The organism is Kaistella antarctica (assembly GCF_900109615.1).
In the GTDB taxonomy this organism is placed as follows: Bacteria; Bacteroidota; Bacteroidia; order Flavobacteriales; family Weeksellaceae; genus Kaistella; species Kaistella antarctica.
This window is the reverse complement of record NZ_FOIX01000002.1, coordinates 97,239-115,945: the sequence shown is the minus strand read 5'-3', so window position 1 is coordinate 115,945 and position 18,707 is coordinate 97,239. Positions and strand designations below refer to the sequence as shown.

20 protein-coding genes are annotated in these 18,707 nt (G+C 36.3%); 9 read left to right on the top strand and 11 right to left on the bottom strand.

Annotated features, from left to right (window positions below):
* Positions 1-157 precede the first annotated feature (157 nt).
* The 6 genes from deoC to BMX49_RS05135 form a co-directional block, all read right to left on the bottom strand.
* Positions 158-1,156 (bottom strand): deoxyribose-phosphate aldolase, encoded by a 999-nt coding sequence (deoC, locus tag BMX49_RS05160; RefSeq protein ID WP_034717155.1) that lies wholly within the window; start codon positions 1,154-1,156, stop codon positions 158-160.
* Between the two features lie 173 nt (positions 1,157-1,329).
* Complete coding sequence (locus tag BMX49_RS05155) at positions 1,330-1,800, bottom strand: Lrp/AsnC family transcriptional regulator (RefSeq protein WP_034717157.1); 471 nt, start codon at positions 1,798-1,800, stop codon at positions 1,330-1,332.
* A 17-nt stretch (positions 1,801-1,817) separates the two neighbouring features.
* The gene (locus BMX49_RS05150; RefSeq protein WP_034717159.1) at positions 1,818-2,801 is read right to left on the bottom strand and encodes an endonuclease/exonuclease/phosphatase family protein; all 984 of its coding nucleotides are present in this window, start codon (positions 2,799-2,801) and stop codon (positions 1,818-1,820) included.
* Between the two features lie 61 nt (positions 2,802-2,862).
* Complete coding sequence (gene trmD / locus BMX49_RS05145; protein WP_034717161.1) at positions 2,863-3,537, bottom strand: tRNA (guanosine(37)-N1)-methyltransferase TrmD; 675 nt, start codon at positions 3,535-3,537, stop codon at positions 2,863-2,865.
* Entirely contained in the window at positions 3,534-4,796 is a 1,263-nt protein-coding gene (locus tag BMX49_RS05140) for an NAD(P)/FAD-dependent oxidoreductase (protein ID WP_034717162.1), read from the bottom strand. The genes trmD and BMX49_RS05140 overlap by 4 nt, the downstream gene beginning before the upstream one ends.
* Before the next feature lie 90 nt (positions 4,797-4,886).
* The gene (locus tag BMX49_RS05135) at positions 4,887-5,243 is read right to left on the bottom strand and encodes a T9SS type A sorting domain-containing protein (protein WP_034717164.1); all 357 of its coding nucleotides are present in this window, start codon (positions 5,241-5,243) and stop codon (positions 4,887-4,889) included.
* A gap of 123 nt (positions 5,244-5,366) precedes the next feature.
* Here BMX49_RS05135 and hemB point away from each other — a divergent pair, with 123 nt between their 5' ends.
* On the top strand, positions 5,367-6,359 hold the full coding sequence (gene hemB, locus BMX49_RS05130; protein WP_034717165.1) for a porphobilinogen synthase: 993 nt from the start codon (positions 5,367-5,369) through the stop codon (positions 6,357-6,359).
* Between the two features lie 52 nt (positions 6,360-6,411).
* Here hemB and BMX49_RS05125 read toward each other — a convergent pair whose 3' ends face one another.
* The 5 genes from BMX49_RS05125 to BMX49_RS05105 form a co-directional block, all read right to left on the bottom strand.
* Positions 6,412-6,714 (bottom strand): TM2 domain-containing protein, encoded by a 303-nt coding sequence (locus BMX49_RS05125; protein ID WP_034717168.1) that lies wholly within the window; start codon positions 6,712-6,714, stop codon positions 6,412-6,414.
* A 66-nt stretch (positions 6,715-6,780) separates the two neighbouring features.
* Entirely contained in the window at positions 6,781-7,290 is a 510-nt protein-coding gene (locus BMX49_RS05120; RefSeq protein WP_034717171.1) for a nitroreductase family protein, read from the bottom strand.
* Between the two features lie 19 nt (positions 7,291-7,309).
* Positions 7,310-7,759: a hypothetical protein gene (locus tag BMX49_RS05115; protein ID WP_034717173.1), complete on the bottom strand. Its 450-nt coding sequence runs from the start codon at positions 7,757-7,759 to the stop codon at positions 7,310-7,312.
* Positions 7,760-7,840: 81 nt separating this feature from the next.
* Positions 7,841-8,578, bottom strand: coding sequence for a 23S rRNA (guanosine(2251)-2'-O)-methyltransferase RlmB (gene rlmB, locus BMX49_RS05110; protein ID WP_034717175.1), 738 nt, complete (start codon positions 8,576-8,578; stop codon positions 7,841-7,843).
* A gap of 66 nt (positions 8,579-8,644) precedes the next feature.
* Positions 8,645-9,115, bottom strand: coding sequence for a DinB family protein (locus tag BMX49_RS05105; RefSeq protein ID WP_034717177.1), 471 nt, complete (start codon positions 9,113-9,115; stop codon positions 8,645-8,647).
* A gap of 287 nt (positions 9,116-9,402) precedes the next feature.
* Here BMX49_RS05105 and BMX49_RS05100 point away from each other — a divergent pair, with 287 nt between their 5' ends.
* From BMX49_RS05100 to BMX49_RS05065, 8 genes are all read left to right on the top strand, one after another.
* Positions 9,403-10,407 (top strand): AAA family ATPase, encoded by a 1,005-nt coding sequence (locus BMX49_RS05100; protein ID WP_034717180.1) that lies wholly within the window; start codon positions 9,403-9,405, stop codon positions 10,405-10,407.
* A gap of 28 nt (positions 10,408-10,435) precedes the next feature.
* Positions 10,436-12,304 carry a TlpA disulfide reductase family protein gene (locus BMX49_RS05095; protein ID WP_051803576.1) on the top strand — a complete coding sequence of 623 codons (1,869 nt, stop codon included), beginning with the start codon at positions 10,436-10,438 and terminating at the stop codon, positions 12,302-12,304.
* A gap of 13 nt (positions 12,305-12,317) precedes the next feature.
* Positions 12,318-13,181, top strand: a complete 864-nt coding sequence (locus tag BMX49_RS05090; RefSeq protein WP_034717181.1) for a DUF58 domain-containing protein — start codon at positions 12,318-12,320, stop codon at positions 13,179-13,181.
* A 3-nt stretch (positions 13,182-13,184) separates the two neighbouring features.
* Complete coding sequence (locus BMX49_RS05085) at positions 13,185-14,081, top strand: BatD family protein (RefSeq protein ID WP_034717184.1); 897 nt, start codon at positions 13,185-13,187, stop codon at positions 14,079-14,081.
* Entirely contained in the window at positions 14,082-15,089 is a 1,008-nt protein-coding gene (locus tag BMX49_RS05080; protein WP_034717187.1) for a vWA domain-containing protein, read from the top strand.
* 38 nt (positions 15,090-15,127) lie between these two features.
* Positions 15,128-16,135, top strand: coding sequence for a vWA domain-containing protein (locus BMX49_RS05075; protein ID WP_034717188.1), 1,008 nt, complete (start codon positions 15,128-15,130; stop codon positions 16,133-16,135).
* A gap of 88 nt (positions 16,136-16,223) precedes the next feature.
* Positions 16,224-16,967, top strand: a complete 744-nt coding sequence (locus BMX49_RS05070; protein ID WP_081864329.1) for a tetratricopeptide repeat protein — start codon at positions 16,224-16,226, stop codon at positions 16,965-16,967.
* Positions 16,967-18,703 (top strand): BatD family protein, encoded by a 1,737-nt coding sequence (locus BMX49_RS05065; protein WP_034717190.1) that lies wholly within the window; start codon positions 16,967-16,969, stop codon positions 18,701-18,703. Before BMX49_RS05070 ends, BMX49_RS05065 begins: the two co-directional genes overlap by 1 nt.
* Positions 18,704-18,707: the final 4 nt, after the last annotated feature.

Genomic DNA, 18,707 nt, shown 5'->3' with positions numbered 1-18,707 from the left:
GAGCTCTTTTTGTGTAACGAAGTGAAACAAAAAAGCGGGAGTGGAAGACGGAAAGGTGCGCCCTACTTCGACAAGCTCAGCAACCGTACTTCGACAAGCTCAGTAACCGTACTTCGACAAGCTCAGTAACCGTACTTCTACAAGCTCAGTATGACAATTATGCCATCGGATGTCTGAATCCTGCGCTATATCGTCCGGTTACGTAATGCTCTAACTGTCGCTCGATGTCGCCCAATAGGGAACTTGCTCCGAATCTGAACAAATCTGGAGTTAACCAATCGTTTCCTAATTCTTCTTTTATTAAGATTAAATAATCAAGCGCTTGCTTTGCTTTTTGAATTCCACCTGCGGGTTTGTAACCGACTTTCACGCCAGTTAATTCATGGTAATCGCGAATGCAACGGATCATGACCAAACTAATGGCTAAAGTTGCGTTCACGGATTCTTTCCCCGTAGAGGTTTTGATAAAATCTGAGCCAGCCAACATGGCTACCCAAGATGCTTTTGCTACTTTGGTATAAGTAGGAATTTCACCTGTCGCCAAGATTGTTTTCATGTGAGCATCGCCACACGCCGCGCGACATAATTTAATTTCATCGTACAGTTCTTTCCATTTTGATTCTAAAACCAAATCACGGGAAATTACGATGTCGATTTCTGTGGCTCCGGCAGCTACAGATTTTTTGATCTCTGTGATTTTGTCTTCCAGGGAAATTTTACCAGCTGGAAAGCCAGTAGATACTGCGGCGATTGGAATGTTTGTTCCTTTCAAAGCTTCTTTGGCAAAGGGAATTAAATTGTGATAGACGCAAACGGCGCCTGTAGTCAATTTTGCATCCTGCATGCCTAATCGTTGCAGAATATCTTCTCGAACCGGATTCTTGGCTTTTTCACAAAGTCTCATCACGTTTCCGCGGGTGTCGTCGCCAGCGAGCGTGGTAAGATCGATCATGGAGATTGCCTTGAGTAGCCAGGCTGCTTGAAATTCTTTTTTCACACTTCGTCGTCCCGCTAAGGTTGCGACCCGTTTCTCCACGGCGCTACGATTGATATTGATCGCATCAAAATACTTGGTATTGAATGGCCATCCTTCATTTCGCACTTCATGGTGATTTTCCATAGGAATCGTATGGGTTTTTTCTAATGTCTTTTGCATGAATAATTAAATTTAATTAGAAAATTGATATTTATTAATTGAGGAATGTAAAAATAGCCAATTATCTGCAGATTCGACGAGTACTTTTGGGAAATTGTGCTAATTACTTTTAACAAAAAATACACTTCTGGCGAAATGTATTTTTTATAATTTTTTAAATTTAAATTTTCCGGTTAAACCTTTAGTTGTCTGCTAATGCTTTGTTCTAAAGAAATAAAAGTTTCAGTTCTGGTTACTCCTTTTAATTTTTGAATTTTATTTAAAATCTCCATTAAATGGTCATTATCCCTGCACAACACTTTAAGAAAAACAGTGTAATCTCCGGTCGTGTAATGTGCTTCTACCACTTCATTAATCTCCTTCAGTGCTTTAATTGCGTCTTGATAATGGCTTGGCTGTTCTAGAAAGACGCCAATAAAAGAGACCACCTTAAAACCAATTTTACGCGGATTCAGAAACGAAATAGAATTCTCCATGACGCCCGCATTTTCTAATTTTTTAATTCTTTGATGAACTGCTGTCGTAGAAATTCCCACATTTTTTGAAATCTGGGCTAGCGATGTTTTAGCATTGTCCATCAACATATAGATAATCTCTTTATCGATCTTATCTAAATGATACTCGGCATTAATTGCATTTTTCATTGTTAGTGTTTTTGTGTTTAAAATATATCGTGTTTGTCTTGTTTCTGATTTCGTGACAATACAGTAAAGATAGGAAAGTGGTCGCTATATCCACCCAAGTATCTGGTCCCAGCATAAGTTCTGAAAGGGCGACCGCTAAATTTCTGATCCCAGTTGCTCAATTTCTCATGATTGAAGACTTTAGCTTCTTTAAAAACAAGCGGATTGTTTGCGTTAAAAAAATTTACCGATAAAAACATTTGGTCAAAAAGCAAGCCATTTTTGTAGTGAAATGTAGAAAATTTTCCATTTTTAAACAAGTCGGCGTACGGATTTAAGAGGACTTTATTAAATTCATTGTCATAACCAAAATTTGCTATCATCTCTTCATCAGGATTTTCATTAAAATCACCACAAACTAAAACTGATTCGTTGGTGGTTGAACTTATTTCTGAAACTTTGTGATGCAAGTCTTTGAGGATATATTCTCGCTTGGATTTATTAACATCTTTTTCCCTTTTGGAAGGCAAATGCAAAACGAAGAGATTAATAATCGTCTCAGCGTACTTTACTTTGCAAAAAAGAACATCTCGGGTTGTATCGTAATATTCAGAATTTCGACCTTCAACCGTAAAAAAATAAGACAGCGGTTCCGAGGAGATAATTTCAATTTTACTTTTATCGTAAAGCAGTGCTACATCTACTCCTCTTTCATCCATCGATTCGTAGTGCACAATTCCGTAAGTAGAGTTGAAGGGATCTAACTTCACCAAATCTTCTAACGGTTTACGACCCTGAACTTCAGATAGACCAATCAACATAGGCAGCGAATTTTCACTATCCTGAATCAGTTGAAAAACATGTGCTATTTTAGTCAGCTTATTCTCATATTTTCTTTCGTCCCAATTTTGCATACCCGAAGCAGTTGGGTCTAACTTGTGAATCTGCGGTATATCTGGACAAAACAAGTTTTCCACATTATAGAAAGCAATTAATTCTTTTTCCTCTCTATTTTCCATCATCGTTATCAACTACTATTTTCATAAATGTAAACTTACTAGAAATAATTGAAAAACGTTTCATTTACCGTAAAATATCTGGTCTTTTTTCTAAAGTAATTTGAAGGGCTTGATCATGCTGCCATTCCTCAATTTTTTTAGAATTTCCGCTCAGTAAGATATCCGGAACTTTAAGACCTTTATACTCAGCAGGTCTAGTAAAGATAGGAGGTGAAAGAAGATTGTCTTGAAAACTGTCGGTTAAAGCAGATTGTTCATCATTTAACACTCCTGGTAACAATCTAATAATAGAGTCTGCTAAAACACAAGCTGCTAATTCGCCGCCCGTTAAAACATAATCGCCAATCGAAATTTCTTTGGTAATATGAAGTTCACGGACTCTCTGATCTATTCCTTTATAATGACCACATAAAAAAATAAGATTATTTTTAATAGAAAGTGTATTGGCTATTTTTTGGGTTAAGGTTTCACCATCGGGCGTGAGGTAGATGACTTCATCATATTCCCGCTGTGCTTTTAAATCAGAGATACATTTATCAATCGGTTCAATCATCATGATCATTCCAGCTCCACCGCCATAAGGTTCGTCATCAATCTGCCGGTGTTTCCCGATGCTCCAATCCCGCAGTTGATGAAAATGAACTTCCGCCAAACCCTTCTGCACTGCTCTTTTCAAAATTGAAGTTTGAAAAGGACTTTCCATTAATTCTGGTAAGACACTTATTATATCTATTCTCATTGTTCGGTATTATTCTTTTTGTTGGGAATGATAATTAGCCTTAATGAGGAATCTTTATTGATGTAACTCCACATCCAGTTGAAGAAAATCGCCAGTTTATTTCGGACACTTAAAATTAACATTAAATGTAAAAACATCCAGAAATACCAGGCGAGCAAACCTTGAAATTTAAAATTCGGAAGATCGACGACGGCACGGTGTTTTCCAATGGTTGCCAAACTTCCCTGATCGTTGTACTCATATTCCGTCCAATCTTTTTCAGATTTTCTTAGGAAATTTTTTCCCATATTCTTGCCTTGGTTGATGGCAACATTGGCAACTTGAGGATGGCCAGCTGAATACTTTGGAGTTTCCATGTAAGCGATATCTCCAATCGCGAAAATATTATCGTGACCGAGAATTCGATTATAGCGGTCGGTCTTAAATCTGTTTCTGATGATCACCTCAGGCTGCAAACCATCAATGATATTTCCGGTTACGCCGGCGGCCCATATTACGTTATTGGAAGCGATGGTTTTCCCACTTTTCATATACACTCTATCGCCATCATAATCTGTCACCATCTCGCCTCTCATGAAATCGACGCCAAATTCCTGCAAATATTCATCAGATTTATCTTGCGCTTCTTCACTCATAACCGCTAACGGCTTTTCCGTGGAGCTGATAAGAATAATTTTTAAATCATCAAAATTCATATGAGGATAATCTCGGGGGAGAATATCCTTTTTCATTTCTGCAAAAGCGCCAGCTAATTCCACGCCCGTTGGTCCGCTTCCGACGATAACGATATTCCAGTTGCCGTCATCACTGCGTTTTCTTTCAATAATTAATTTTTCGAAAGTTAATAAAACATGATTTCTGATCGCAATTGCCTCTTGGGTATTTTTCATTCCAAAGGTCAGATGCTCCATTTTAGCATTGCCGAAAAAATTGGTTTTGCACCCAGACGCGATCACCAGTTTATCATAAGTGAATTCGGCTTCGTCGGTAATAATTTTATTTTGTTCGGGAACAATACTTTGTACTTCCGTTAATCGAAATTGAATATTTCGAGATCGCTGAAAAATTTTTCTGAAAGGAAAGGAAATATTGCTGGGTTCTATACGTCCACAAGCAACTTGGTAAAAAAGTGGCTGAAACATATGGTGATTAACTTTGTCGATCACCATCACTTTCTTTCTTTTATTATTGAGTGATTTTGCTAATTGCAAACCGGCAAATCCGCCACCAATAATTACTATTTTTTCACGTGCTTCCATTGGTGCAAAAATAAGGAAATTTTAATCAATCTATTTCAATTCTAAATAACCGCAAAAAAAATCCTTGAAAAAGTTTCAAGGATTTAAATTTTATTGTTTTACGATTTGGGTTACTTTTTGAGTATTGTCACTTAGGACATATCTCATCAAGTACTTCCCTGGTCTGAGTTTATCTAATCGAATTTCTTCAGAGTTTTTATTAATCTGATATTCCGCTACCTGCATTCCCAAAATGGAATAAAATGTAACTGACTTTATTTTTAAAGAGGTATCTTTTGACTTTACAATGATAAAATCTCGAGCTGGATTAGGGTATGCAACCAACAGTCCATCATCAGATTTCTGATTGGTCATCATCGAAACTCTATCAACAGACTGCGCAGAAACCTTTTCTGAGAATACCGTTAAACTGCCGATTAATACTAAAGAAAATAATAATTTTTTCACCTATATGATTTTATTTTAACCTATATCCTTACAAAAGTAAGAAATTCCATTTGAAATACAATAGTTTTTTCGCAAAACTATAATTAAATTTGCAAGCGATAACTCAAATACCATTCCAAAAAAATGATCATCTATTCCAGAAATCGAAGACTTAGAGCAAGTGCCGCCATCAGAGCGCTCGTTCAGGAAACTACCTTAACAACCAATGACTTTGTAATGCCCATTTTTGTAATGGAAGGCGTCAACAAGCAGGAGGCAATTTCATCAATGCCGGGAATTTTCAGAAGAACATTGGATCTGACGGTGATCGAATGTCGCGAGTTATTTTCTCTGGGAGTGAAAGCGGTCAATTTATATATGAAAGTTTCGGAAGATTTAAAAGACAATACGGGAAAAGAATCTTGGAATCCTAATGGATTAATGCAAAACACCATTAAAGCAATAAAAGATGCAGTTCCAGAAATGCTTATTATGCCCGATGTTGCCTTGGATCCCTATTCCATTTACGGTCATGATGGAATTGTTACCAAAGGAAAAATCGATAACGATGCGACGAATGATTCCTTAGTTAAAATGTCGGTTTCATTGGCAGAAGCTGGAGCAGACATTGTTGCCCCAAGCGATATGATGGACGGAAGAGTTGCCGCCATAAGAACTGGATTAGAAGAAAATGGTTTTACCGATGTTGGAATTTTAAGTTACGCTGCGAAATATGCTAGTTCATTTTACGGTCCTTTTAGAAATGCTTTAGATTCAGCACCGAAAGAAGATGTAGAAAATCCGAAGGACAAAAAAACCTATCAAATGGATTTTCACAATTCCAGAGAAGCCATCGACGAAGTTTTAAAAGATGTTGCAGAAGGTGCCGACATCATCATGATTAAACCGGGAATGCCGTATCTGGATATCGTTGCTAAAGCTCGACAGGTAATCGATTTGCCCATTGCAGTTTTTAACGTAAGTGGCGAATACGCAATGTTAAAAGCAGCCGCCCAAAATGGTTGGCTAGATAATGATAAAGCGATTATTGAAAGTTTGACGTGCATTAAACGCGCCGGAGCAGATATGATTTTTACCTATGCTGCAAAAGAGGCCGCGATTTTATTGAACCACTAGAACAATTTAAATATAAAAAAAGAACTTCTAAAATTTAGAAGTTCTTTGTATTTTAAAACCAACCTTTCTTATTTTGAACATAAGTTCGGTCGAATTGTTCATCAGCCATAATGAGATAAAGAATCCCTTCTATCAAACCAACGATACTCGCTGCTCCGCAGGTTACAAAAGTTAAGACCAGCTGTATAATTCCTTCTTTGGTGTATCCAAGATAAAATTTATGTATTCCCAAACCACCTAATAAAATAGCTAAAATTCCCGCTGCCAATTTTTTCTCGGAGCGATAGTTTCCTTGATTGTAGCCAGGATTGGGATTCTGCGAAGATTCCGGATTGTTGTAACCGTAAGTTTCCATATTTTATTGTTTTTAGTTCTTTGTTTAAATATAAGTGTACAAAATTGACCTGATGTTACAGATATTTTAAACTTTTCCTAAATAAAACAAACCAATGCACTTTTGATTTTCTTCTAATTGTAGAAATTCTCTCAAATGATTGATCATTCCCGGAGTGCTCCAATAACAACCGACTTCGTAAGCCGTTGCAGTAAGATACATATTCTGAACAGACATGGCAGTTGCCGCAATTTCTTCCCATTCTGGAAGCAATCCACTAAAATTAACAGAAATGGTAATGATAGAATCTGACATCGCTATTTTATCGGTGATATCAATGTATTTTTTTTCCAGAAAGGTTTGTGGGTCAGCTGTTACCTGATAAATCGCCGCTAATTTTACGCCCAACTGATTTTTTTCTTCCCCACGGAAAACTTTTAATCGCCAAGGTTTTGTGCGTTTATGATTCGGAGCAAAGTTGGCAGAATTTAAAATTTCTGTAAGAACGCTTTGTTGAATTTCCTCCGTAGAATACGATTTTGGAAAAGTGCTCCTTCTGGCTTCGATGATATTTTTCAGTATTTCTACTTTTTCCATTTTTTATTTTAGTTAAAGATTACGAAACTTGTTCGATAATCTGGCTGATATTATTAAGAGTAAAAGAGTCGCCAACCTTTTTACCGAACATGATTTTCGCCATTGGACTTTCTTCAGAAATAGCATAAAACCGATCTCCTTCAAAGAAAAACTCTCCCAAAGAAACCGAAATATAAAATCTCGCCTTATTCGTAAAGACAATGGAACCATGTTGAATTCGATCCGAAGTGTTTTGTTTAATCTTGGATAGATTTCGCTGTAAATCCTTTAAGGTAGCAAGCTGCTTTTGAATCTGGTAAATCTCTTCATGCATTTCTTCACGAATGGAATCATACTTAGAAGTTTTTTTCACCTCACGGCTTGCCTCCAAAGTAAACTCCATAAAATTCTCTACTTTCTGAATTTTTTGCTTAATCTTTTCTTGAACGTAACTGCGAACTTCGCTTTTTACGAGGGTACTTTTCTGCATACCGCTTATAATTTTTATTAAAGATAAAAATTCTTTTCAAATAGAAACGGTTTAAAAAGTTAATTGTAATTTAAAGTAAGATTACATTTTCAAGCGTTGCCGAGTAGCTTCGTAAAGAATAGCACCGCACGCTACCGAAACATTTAAAGACTGGGTCTTGCCTTCCATCGGAAGTTTTATTTTTTCATCTGAATGATGCAAAACTTCTTTAGAAATTCCTGTTTCTTCATTACCCATCACAATCGCACAAGGTTGTGTAAAATCGACGTCATAATATAATTTCTGCGCTTTTTCAGTGGCAGAAAAAACCTGAACTCCAGATTGTTGCAGGAAATCTACGGTGTGTCCTAAGTTTTTCTCTTTACAGATGGTAATGTTGTACATGGCACCCGCCGAAGTTTTAATCGCGTCAGAGTTCATCGGTGCTCCACCTTTTTCAGGAATAATAATCGCATCCACTCCAGCACATTCCGCCGTTCTGCAAATCGCTCCAAAGTTTCTGACGTCGGTCAATCGATCTAAAATTAAAAGAAACGGCGTTTTACCGGATTCAAAAATTTCAGGTAAAATATTTTCTATCGAATGAAAGGGAACATCAGAAATAAAAGCAACAACACCCTGATGATTCTTTCGGGTAAAGCGATTTAATTTTTCAACGGGAACAAAATTCGGTCTTATTTTGTATTTTGCCAGTAAATCTTTTAATTCATAGTAAAGATCGCCTTGCAGCCCATTTTGTAAAAATACTTTATCAACGGTTTTGCCGGCGTCAATTGCTTCAATCACTGGGCGTAACCCAAATATAAAATCGTCTTTCATTTGTTATTCAAATTAAATGCTCAAGGTTTTTTTTTAATCCTCACCTCGAAATCGGAATGGTCTTTTTTAAAATTGCTCGCCAAGAATTGCTCTTTTTTGAGCCATGGCATATCCTAAATGAATACTTTCGTGCATGTTGTTAAAGATAATGGCATCTTGAATATTTTTTAAATCCAATCCAAAACTGGTCGTGTAGGAAGTATAATCGGGAAAAAAATCATCGTCGTAATCTTTCATTAAAACCTTCGAAGTTTCCGTAAGTAGAAAAGCCAAATCATCAATTTCTGATTGCGCCACATTCAAATTGGGAAGCGTTCCTTTTTTATACGTTTCAATCCAGTATTTATCAATTCGAAAAGGATTTCCGCTCAAATAGTAATGAAGTAACTGCTGAGTTGCCACACAGTGAACAATGTTCCAATAGATATTGTTATTAAAGCCATCTGGAATCAACAACAAATCTTTGGTTGAAGTGTTTTGTAAGATTTCTAAAAGGTTTCGTCGAACTTGGCGGTGTGCCTGAAAATGATAATTCATTTTGCCATTATTTTAAGGTTCAAAAATAGGTTAATTAACTGAAAATGACAAGAATTTAAGACGGTTTCAGCGATGTAAATGAATGACTTTGGAAATGAAATTAAACAAATTCAATTTTAATTCAATTAGAAAATCATTCACACCAATCTTATAATCTGGGAACACATTTCTACAAAAGCTCATTTTGAATTGCAATGTTTAACAAACTTTAACTCTGAATTGGCACTAATTGTGTTGATTGGTGTCGGTAATTATTGGAAATTTACACTCTAAATTCTACAAAAAATATGTCAGAACTCAATCAAGCTGAAGATATTAGACAATTAACAGAAAAAGTAAGAGAACAGAATTACTTTTTTTCACTTTTAAAACAGGAAATCAACAAAGCAATTATCGGACAAGAATACATGGTAGACCGTTTATTAATCGGTCTTCTTGGCAATGGCCATGTCTTGTTGGAAGGTGTGCCAGGTTTAGCAAAAACTTTAGCGATTAAAACCTTGGCCGATGCAGTTCAAGGAGCTTTTTCCAGAATCCAGTTTACTCCGGATTTACTGCCAGCAGATGTCGTAGGAACGCAGATTTATAGTATTAAAGACAACGACTTTTCCATAAAGCGCGGTCCAATTTTCGCGAACTTCGTATTGGCTGATGAGATTAACCGCGCGCCCTCAAAAGTGCAGTCGGCTTTATTAGAAGCCATGCAGGAAAAACAAGTGACCATCGGTGATGAAACAATGGCACTACCCAAGCCCTTTTTAGTTTTGGCCACGCAAAACCCGATTGATCAGGAAGGAACTTATCTTTTGCCAGAAGCGCAAAGCGACCGTTTTATGTTGAAGTGTACCATCACTTATCCTGATTTTGATGACGAGAGAAAGATTATGAATATGGTTGCCAGCGGACATTCGCCAGAAATTCGTCCCGTCATTACTTTAGATAATATTACAGAAGCCAAGAATTTAATCAATCAAATATATTTAGATGAGAAAATTGAAAAATATATTTTAGATATGGTTTTCGCAACCCGTTTTCCAGAAAAATATGGACTTCCAGATTTGAAAAATTACATTAGTTTTGGCGCCTCACCGCGGGCATCGATTAATTTATCAATTGCTGCACGAGCGATGGCATTCTTAAAAAATCGTGCCTTTGTAATCCCAGAAGATGTGAAGGAAATTGCTAAAGATGTATTGCGCCATCGTATCGGACTTAGTTTTGAAGCGGAAGCCGAAGAAATTACTTCTGATGAAATCGTGGATAAAATTCTTGGGAAAATTCAAGCGCCTTAGACTCAATTAATTCTAAAACGAAAACTGTATGAGAATTTTTATCACTTTCTTTTTTGCACTATTTTCCATTGCCTTATCTTCTCAAAATTCTAAAATTTACCCAAAGGGGAAAATTATTTTAGGTGAGGAAAACACTTTCGTTTATGAACCAACAGGTGCCATGAATATCAGTGATGGTGCTGCAGCAAAATATGCATACATAGACGGCTACAAAAATTCACCCTTAGTAAAAAAACAAAACAAATATGAGTTTACTGTTAAAGTCCCAGATAGCATAAGAGCAATTATCGTTTCGTTTTTTGATAAAAAAGGAGAATTAATTGATAATAATTTTGACAAAGGATTTCCGCTCGCACTTAATAATGCTGATCCCGCACAGGCCAGTTTAGATAAGGTGATGCTTCTTCATAACACAGGTGGTTATTTATTTAAGCTTAATCATTCCAAAAGATATTTCGTGGAAGAATACGAGCGTTTATTTGAAAAATCACCGAAGCTGAAAGATAAAGCAGTAAATCTATATCCCTATCTAAGCGCTCTTTCTAGTGTTGATCCTAAAAAAGAAATAGTAGTAAGTAAAGAGTTAGCCCAAAATTTTGAATCAAAAAGCGGTGAACAAAACTTAATCGCTGCCTTAAATTTATATGATTTCAATCTTAAAGACTCCGACAAAGCAAACTCGCTGTCCAAGATCATTTTAGAGAAATATCCAAACGGTGAACTTGCAAAAAGTAAATTGATTCAAAAGTTTTTCAAAGAGGCCAACGATCCTACAAATAAGCAAGAGCAAAAGGTACTCTTACAATATATTGAAGACTATAAAAAGAACTATCCAAAAGACGCCTACACTAATCAAATAGCTGATGAAATGAATGGTATCATTTTTAAAAAGGTAATTGAATCAAAAGATTGGAGAAAAATTGATGACTTTACAAATAGGTTTAACAATAATTTTTACGCAGCGCAGGAATTTAATGCTAGTGCCTGGAAATTTGCGGACGGAGATGATATTACTTCAGCAGGAAATGATTTAGAATTTGCAGAAAAACTAGCTAGAAAATCTCTTGAAATCTTTGACGAAAAAGTTAGTAATTTAGATAAATATCAACAGAAATCAGATTTTGACCAAAGCTTTACGTACTATACAGACGCCCTGGCATTGGTTTTATATAAAGAGAAAAAATATCAGGAAGCATTCAATGAACAATCTAAGATTATTGATTCCCGATTAATTGATGACAGTAATCGAGAAAGATATGTGCTGTACGCTCAAAAAGCAAAAGGAGATCAGTTTGTAAAAAATTATCTCGATCATCTTTTAAAGGAACAGAAAATTTCTGATAGTCTTTTTAATTCGCTTACGGCCATTTATAAAGTTCAAAATTTGCCGACGGTAGAAATTGAAAAATTAAAAGAAGAAAATAAAAAAACAGCAACCAACAAATCAAGAAAGGAATTATTACAGTTTTATTCTGGAGATTTAAAAGCAAAAGATTTTGAATTAACGACGTTAAAGGGAAACAAAGTTAAACTGAGTGATTTAAAAGGAAAAATTGTGGTGCTTGATTTCTGGGCAACTTGGTGCGGACCTTGTCGGGCAGCACTTCCTCACATGCAGGAATTGGTAAAAAAGTATGATGAATCAGAAGTGGTATTCCTTTTCGTTAATACGATGGAAAGAACAAAACCTGTGGAAACCGAAAAAAAGGTGACCAAATTTATGGCTGATAATAAGTATGATTTAAATGTTTTATTTGATCATGAAAATGAAGTTTCAAAAAAATATCTGATTAGCGGAGTTCCTGTAGAAATTGTTATTGATAAGGAAGGGAATTTAATGTCGCGGACTGTCGGTTATGACGGAAATTTAGCAGCAATCATAAACGAAAATAAATAAGGTTAGCAAAGTTATGCAGATTAAAGACATCATCAGAAAAGTAAAACAAATTGAAATCCGAACTCGCAAGAAAACGGAAGCTACTTTGATGGGTCAATATCACAGCGCTTTCAAGGGGCAAGGAATGACTTTTTCAGAAGTCCGTCCCTATCAAGATGGTGATGAAATCCGAAGAATCGACTGGAATAAAACAGCCCGTTTTCGGGAACCATTTGTGAAAGTGATGGAGGAAGAAAGGGAACTGACCATGATGCTCTTGGTCGATATTTCTGCTTCAATGGATTACGGAACGCAAACCCAGCTCAAGCGAGAATTTGTGGCAGAAATAGCCGCAACTTTAGGATTTTCGGCCGCTGGAAATAATGATAAAGTTGGTTTAATATTGTTTGCCGACAAAATATATAAAGTGATTCCACCGCAAAAAGGACGAAAACATATTTTAGCAATTATCAGTACTATTTTATCAGCAGAATATATTCCCGCTGAAGCGAAGATTGATAAAGCACTGGAGTATACAATGACGGTTTTCAAGAAGAAATCATTAATTTTTATGTTCTCCGATTTCGAAGATCAATACGATTTGAAGATGGTGAGAATCGCCGCTAGAAAACATCAATTATTGGGTTTGAGAGTTTTCGACCAAAAAGATAACGAAATTCCAGACGTAGGTTATGCCCTTTTTACCGACGCCGAAACGGGCAAACAAATTTGGGCCAATACAAGCAATGCAAGATGGCGATATCAATTTGCCGAACAACAAAAACAAAAAGTAAAAAGCGTAACAGACGATTTTGAAAGTTCATCGGCCGGCTTTATTAATATCAATACAGGTGATGATTACGCTAAATTTTTGTATCAATATTTTAGAAAAAGATAAATTTTGAAAAGATTACCCTTCATACTATTTTTACTGCTAAGTATATTTTCATTTTCGCAAACCTTGAGTTCTAAGCTCGACAAGCAGACTTTAGCACTTGGTGAAGCCGGGACTTTGCATATTCAGATTTCTGATTTACAGGCAAAAGATGTACTCTCGGCGCCGAAGAATGAATTACTTCCTTTCCACTTTGAAGAAATAAAAGACAGCATTAATAAACAGCTGAACACTTACGATCGCGTCGTCGAATTCGCGGTTTTCGAAGAAGGTAAATTTACGATTCCCGCTTTGGATTTTAGAGTTAACGGGAAAGTTCTTAAAACAATTCCGTACGATATTGAAGTCATTAACACCGCTCAAAAAGGTGACGAAATTAATGATATCATGAAAAACAAACAAGTCGATCTTGGCGTTCAGGATTACTGGGAAATGTACAAATGGTATATTCTAGGACTGCTAATTGTGCTGGCTGTAATCTTCTTGATTTATCAGCTCATTAAATATGGCAGACGAAAAAATTCTGATCCCATTGTGATGACCAACCAAACATTACGTGAATTAGAAAAACTTAAAAAGAAAAATTACATCGAAGACGGAAACTACCGACTGTTCTATGTGGAATTATTAGACATCTCTAGAAACTTCATCACCAAACAATATAAAATCCCAGCGGATGTTCTATTGACCGATGATTTAATTGATGTCATGAAATTGAACAACACCATTTCCCCAGAAAATGAAAAGATTATCGAAGACATTTTCTTAAGAGGCGATTTAGTTAAATTCGCTAAAGTTTTCCCGGATCAACAGGATATGCAGACCGATTTTGATCAGCTTAAAACCTTCGTGAAACGTTCTTCCAAGGATTTGGAAATAGAACAATTAAGAACTGGAGTATAAATGATGACGTTAGATTTTTTAAATTTCGAATTTTACAGTCCGTGGTTCTTAGTGCTCTTTGCGGTATTCATCCCATTGATCATTCGTGATGTACGCAATAAAAAACGCTCGGGAATCCTTGTTCCTTCTACCCAAAATATGGAGGAAAGTAAATCGATCGTCTTCGTTTTATTTCTTTTAAAAATTTCAAAATACCTTATTCTTACTTGCTTAATCATTGCGATGGCAAGACCACGAACATTTACGATTTCTCAAAACCAGGATGATAGCAAGGGAATTGATATAATGCTGTCAGTCGATGTTTCGTTAAGTATGTTAGCCAAAGATTTAGAACCTGATCGATTAACCGCATTGCAAAAAATTGCAAAAGAATTTGTGACCAGCCGACCTGGAGACCGAATTGGTTTGGTGACTTATGCCGGTGAAGCTTTTACCAAAGTACCTGTAACTTCTGATCATGCTGTTGTAATTGAGGAATTAGACAATCTTAATACGAGAGAGCTTATTCAAGGAACTGCCATTGGCGAAGGGCTTTCCGTAGCGGTTGCGCATTTGGTCAATAGCAAAGCGAAATCAAAAATTATTATTTTAATGACCGATGGCGTGAACACCATTGCCAATGCAATGCCGACGCAAGTTGGTGCTGAACTGGCTCGCAGTAATGGAATTAAAGTCTACACAGTTGGAATTGGCACCAATGGTTACGCCTTGATGCCGACTGCTCAAGATCTTTTTGGCGATTTAATTTTTACAGAATCAGAAGTTCAGATCGATGAGCCAGTGCTTCGTGAAATTGCGCAAACTACGGGTGGAAAGTATTTCCGAGCGACCACCAATCAAAGTTTGGAAAACGTTTATGATGAAATCAATCAACTCGAAAAGACCGAATTGAAAAGCACAAAACTCTATAACTATCAAGAATATTTTCGAAATTTCTTGTGGATTGCTTTGGGCGTCTTGCTTCTTGATGCTTTGCTGCGTTGGGTTTTCTATAAATTTTTAAGTTAAATAAATCAAAAATATAATTAGATAATATACTTTAATAGATGAACTGGACTTTAGGAAATAGTTGGTATTTACTTCTGTTGCTGCTTTTGCCGCTTCTGGGTATTTTGATGGTCACTTATCTAAAATGGAAAAAGGGCCGGAAAAACATCTTTGCCGAAGCCAAGTTTCAAGACGAACTATTTGAGCGTAAATCTGCTTTTTCAAAAATTTTACCGTTTTTATATTTAATAGCGACGCTATTTTTAGTTCTTTCCATTGTCGATTTACTCATCGGATCTGAGGAAGTAAAAACAAAGCAGAAAATGAATAACGTAATTTTTCTGCTTGATGTTTCTAATTCGATGAACGCGCAGGATGTTGAGCCGAACCGTTTGGATGAAGCCAAAAACATCATCATCAATACAATGGCTAAGATGAAGAACGATAAAATCGGAGTGGTTGTATTTGCCGGAGAAGCGAGTTCAATTATGCCTTTGACGACGGATTATCAGGCTGCCGAAACCTATCTTGGTGGTGTAGAAACCAGCATTTTGAAAATCCAGGGAACCGATTATTTAATAGCCATGCAAACCGTAGTGAATAAGTTCAAAAATATTCCCAAAGGTGCTCGACAAGTTGTGTTGCTAAGTGATGGCGAAGATAATGAAGGAAATGAAAAAGCCGCTACAAAATTAGCAATGAAAGAGGGAATCTCTGTAATTTCAGTTGGAATCGGCTCTGAAGAAGGTGCGCCAATTCCTGAATATGTTTTCGGGCAATTGATGGGTTATAAGACTGATCAAAGTGGGCAAACCGTTATTTCAAAAAGAGAAAATTTAGCTTTAAAAAATATCGCGGCGCAAACAAATGGCGCTTATGTTGATGGAAACGTTTTGGAAAATGCGACCACTGAGATTATTGACGGCTTGCGAAAAAGTGCTACATCCTCAGAAAGCATGGTAAAATCAAATAATGCGATTCACTATTATCAATATTTTTTGGGGGTTTCGCTTCTTTTCTTTCTGTTGATATTTCTCTTAAATCCAAAACGCGATTTCAATATTTGATTCAAAACCAACACATTCGGGCGACTTTAACCCAAATTTAACAATTTCATCCCTAGACTTTAACATATAAAGGAATATTTTTGCATTGATGAATTTAAAATTACTTTTTACGGCGTTTTTTTTATCAGTTGGATTTAATTTAATTTCTGCCCAGGAAAATTATAAGACTTTAGTTTTCAAAGGGAACCAACAATTTGATAAACAAGATTACGAATCCTCTTCTTCGAAATATCTGGAAGCTGTACAACTTGACGACAAAGAGTTTATGGCTCATTACAATCTTGGCAACTCATTGTACAAAAGGAAAATGTTCGACGAAGCAAAAGCAGAATTCGAAAAAGCTGAGAAACTTTCCGCCAACCTTCCTGACAAAAGTGCTGCGCTCTACAATTTAGGAAACACTTTTATGAAGCAGGAAAATTCTAAAAAAGCAGCAGAACTTTACAAGCAAGCCTTGAAGCAAGATCCCTACAATGAAAGCATCCGAAAGAATTACGAAATTGCGATGCTGAAAGAAAAAGAAAAGAAAGAACAAAAAAAGGATAAAGATGGTTCTGGCGGCGGAGGTGGCGACGACGACAGTAAAGATAAAAATCAAGGTCAAGAAAAAGGTGATCAGGCAAAGAAAGAAGCTGGCACAGGTCAACAAAATAAAGGCGAAGGTGACGGAAAAGATCCTAACGAAAATAAAAAAAGTAACGATAACAAAATGCCCAAAGATTTAGAAGATGCCATTCTGAATCGTGTGGGAAATAAAGAACGAGAAACCGCAAAGAGAATTCTCAATAAAAATTCTTATTCGATGCCAGAGAGCAACGAAAAAGATTGGTAATGAAACAACAAATTTCTTATATCCTATTTCTATTTTCTGCTGTATTCACTTATGGGCAGGTTACTCTAGCTATTTCCGATTTAAAAGATCAAAGAATTAATCAACGCTTTAATCTAACCGTTTTGTTAGAAATTAGCGGAGAAAACATGGAGCAGCAAACTCCGCTGATGATGCCCGATCTTTCTAAGTTTGATATTATTGGGAGCGCTTCAGAACGGAACACCGTAGTTTTAGATGCGAAGAAAGGCGATATTATGAATCAACTGGTTTATCAGTATGTGCTCAGCCCTAAGCAAGCTGGTAAAATAAAAATAGGTTCTGTTTTGGTAACCGTGAATGGTAAAATTTATAAAACAGAACCCTTCGACATTAATGTTCGGGATAACGAAAAAACTAGCTCAGTTGCTGACAATTCTGAAAAGAATGACTTGTATCTCACTTTAGAGATTGAAGATAAAATTGTTTATAAAAACGAACCCACGATTGCGGTTCTGCGTGCTTATAGCCGCGATTACGATAATTTCCGAAAAGTTGGTAAACTGCATTTTCCCTCGCAGCGAAATGCCAACCTAAAACCATTAAGTTTTGCAAAATCAGCCATTGAATCAAAAGCTGGAGTTCCTTCCCAAGTGATTGGGGTGTTCATGATTTTCCCCTCAGAAACGGGTAAGATTGACATCAGTCCGATTTCTGCTTCCTTCGGTAGTTCTAGTAGAGACAATAGGATTTCATCGAATAGAGCGCAACTGAACGTGAAAAAATTACCAATCGGAATGCCTGTTCATTTTAAAAATGCCGTAGGTCAATTTTCAATTGATTTAAAAAATCTCAACACAAAAGAAATTCCAGAAATCGATAAGCCAATACATCTTATTTTAAAAGTAGCAGGATCAGGAAATTTAGGAAGTTTGCATCTTCCCAAAATTCTGCACTCCACCGATTACATTTCATTTCCGCCCAAAATAACTTCGCAGACTTCAACCAGACGCGACGGATTAACAGGTTCTGTAAATGCAGAATATATCATTGTTCCAAAAACAGCTGGCTTGGTATCTATCAAGTTTGAAGAATTTTCGTTCTTTGATCCAGACACTAAAAAGTACACGGATTTAGGTTCTAAAGAAATGGTCATTGATGTGAAAACTCCTCTACAAATTGCAGAAGCTAAAACAACGTTAGAAAGGGTAAACGATTATACCAATACCGTTTTAGAAACCGTAAACACCCCAGTTTTACAAACGCAAAATTTTAAAGTTAAAGACAAGAACAGCATTAACTGGAAAGTTATCGCGGGCAACTTTGCGCTGTTATCTGCCTTCGTATCATTGTTTCTAATTGTCTTAAGAAAAAAGGATAAGCGAAAATTAAAGCCTGTCTTGCTCGCAAAAACTACGACCAATATTGCTGAAACTGAGGAATTAATCAGGAAAGACCTTAGCAACCATTTTGAAGAGAGTATCGAATATTTGAAAATTTTAAAAGATAATAAGGATTTCAAAAATTTCTTCATCGCATACGCTGAATTAAATCGGGAAACCAAAGAATATCATTCTGCAAATACCGATTCAGAATTCAGAGCGATTTTAAAACAAACAAAAGGTCAGCAGTTCTCTGAACAATACCGTGTTCTTTCGGAGCAAATTCAGATTGAAAAATTCGCACCTTTGACCTCTGATGAGCAGATGGACGACCTCTACAACTCGATCTACACATTATATTCGGAGATTAATAAATAATGAA

Excerpts from the sequence above, each read along its gene's own strand:
- deoC (WP_034717155.1), bottom strand. The coding sequence starts at position 1,156 with ATGCAAAAGACATTAGAAAAAACCCATACGATTCCTATGGAAAATCAC.
- BMX49_RS05155 (WP_034717157.1), bottom strand. The coding sequence starts at position 1,800 with ATGAAAAATGCAATTAATGCCGAGTATCATTTAGATAAGATCGATAAA.
- BMX49_RS05150 (WP_034717159.1), bottom strand. The coding sequence starts at position 2,801 with ATGATGGAAAATAGAGAGGAAAAAGAATTAATTGCTTTCTATAATGTG.
- trmD (WP_034717161.1), bottom strand. The coding sequence starts at position 3,537 with ATGAGAATAGATATAATAAGTGTCTTACCAGAATTAATGGAAAGTCCT.
- BMX49_RS05140 (WP_034717162.1), bottom strand. The coding sequence starts at position 4,796 with ATGGAAGCACGTGAAAAAATAGTAATTATTGGTGGCGGATTTGCCGGT.
- hemB (WP_034717165.1), top strand. The coding sequence starts at position 5,367 with ATGATCATCTATTCCAGAAATCGAAGACTTAGAGCAAGTGCCGCCATC.
- BMX49_RS05125 (WP_034717168.1), bottom strand. The coding sequence starts at position 6,714 with ATGGAAACTTACGGTTACAACAATCCGGAATCTTCGCAGAATCCCAAT.
- BMX49_RS05120 (WP_034717171.1), bottom strand. The coding sequence starts at position 7,290 with ATGGAAAAAGTAGAAATACTGAAAAATATCATCGAAGCCAGAAGGAGC.
- BMX49_RS05115 (WP_034717173.1), bottom strand. The coding sequence starts at position 7,759 with ATGCAGAAAAGTACCCTCGTAAAAAGCGAAGTTCGCAGTTACGTTCAA.
- rlmB (WP_034717175.1), bottom strand. The coding sequence starts at position 8,578 with ATGAAAGACGATTTTATATTTGGGTTACGCCCAGTGATTGAAGCAATT.
- BMX49_RS05105 (WP_034717177.1), bottom strand. The coding sequence starts at position 9,115 with ATGAATTATCATTTTCAGGCACACCGCCAAGTTCGACGAAACCTTTTA.
- BMX49_RS05100 (WP_034717180.1), top strand. The coding sequence starts at position 9,403 with ATGTCAGAACTCAATCAAGCTGAAGATATTAGACAATTAACAGAAAAA.
- BMX49_RS05095 (WP_051803576.1), top strand. The coding sequence starts at position 10,436 with ATGAGAATTTTTATCACTTTCTTTTTTGCACTATTTTCCATTGCCTTA.
- BMX49_RS05090 (WP_034717181.1), top strand. The coding sequence starts at position 12,318 with ATGCAGATTAAAGACATCATCAGAAAAGTAAAACAAATTGAAATCCGA.
- BMX49_RS05080 (WP_034717187.1), top strand. The coding sequence starts at position 14,082 with ATGATGACGTTAGATTTTTTAAATTTCGAATTTTACAGTCCGTGGTTC.
- BMX49_RS05075 (WP_034717188.1), top strand. The coding sequence starts at position 15,128 with ATGAACTGGACTTTAGGAAATAGTTGGTATTTACTTCTGTTGCTGCTT.
- BMX49_RS05070 (WP_081864329.1), top strand. The coding sequence starts at position 16,224 with ATGAATTTAAAATTACTTTTTACGGCGTTTTTTTTATCAGTTGGATTT.
- BMX49_RS05065 (WP_034717190.1), top strand. The coding sequence starts at position 16,967 with ATGAAACAACAAATTTCTTATATCCTATTTCTATTTTCTGCTGTATTC.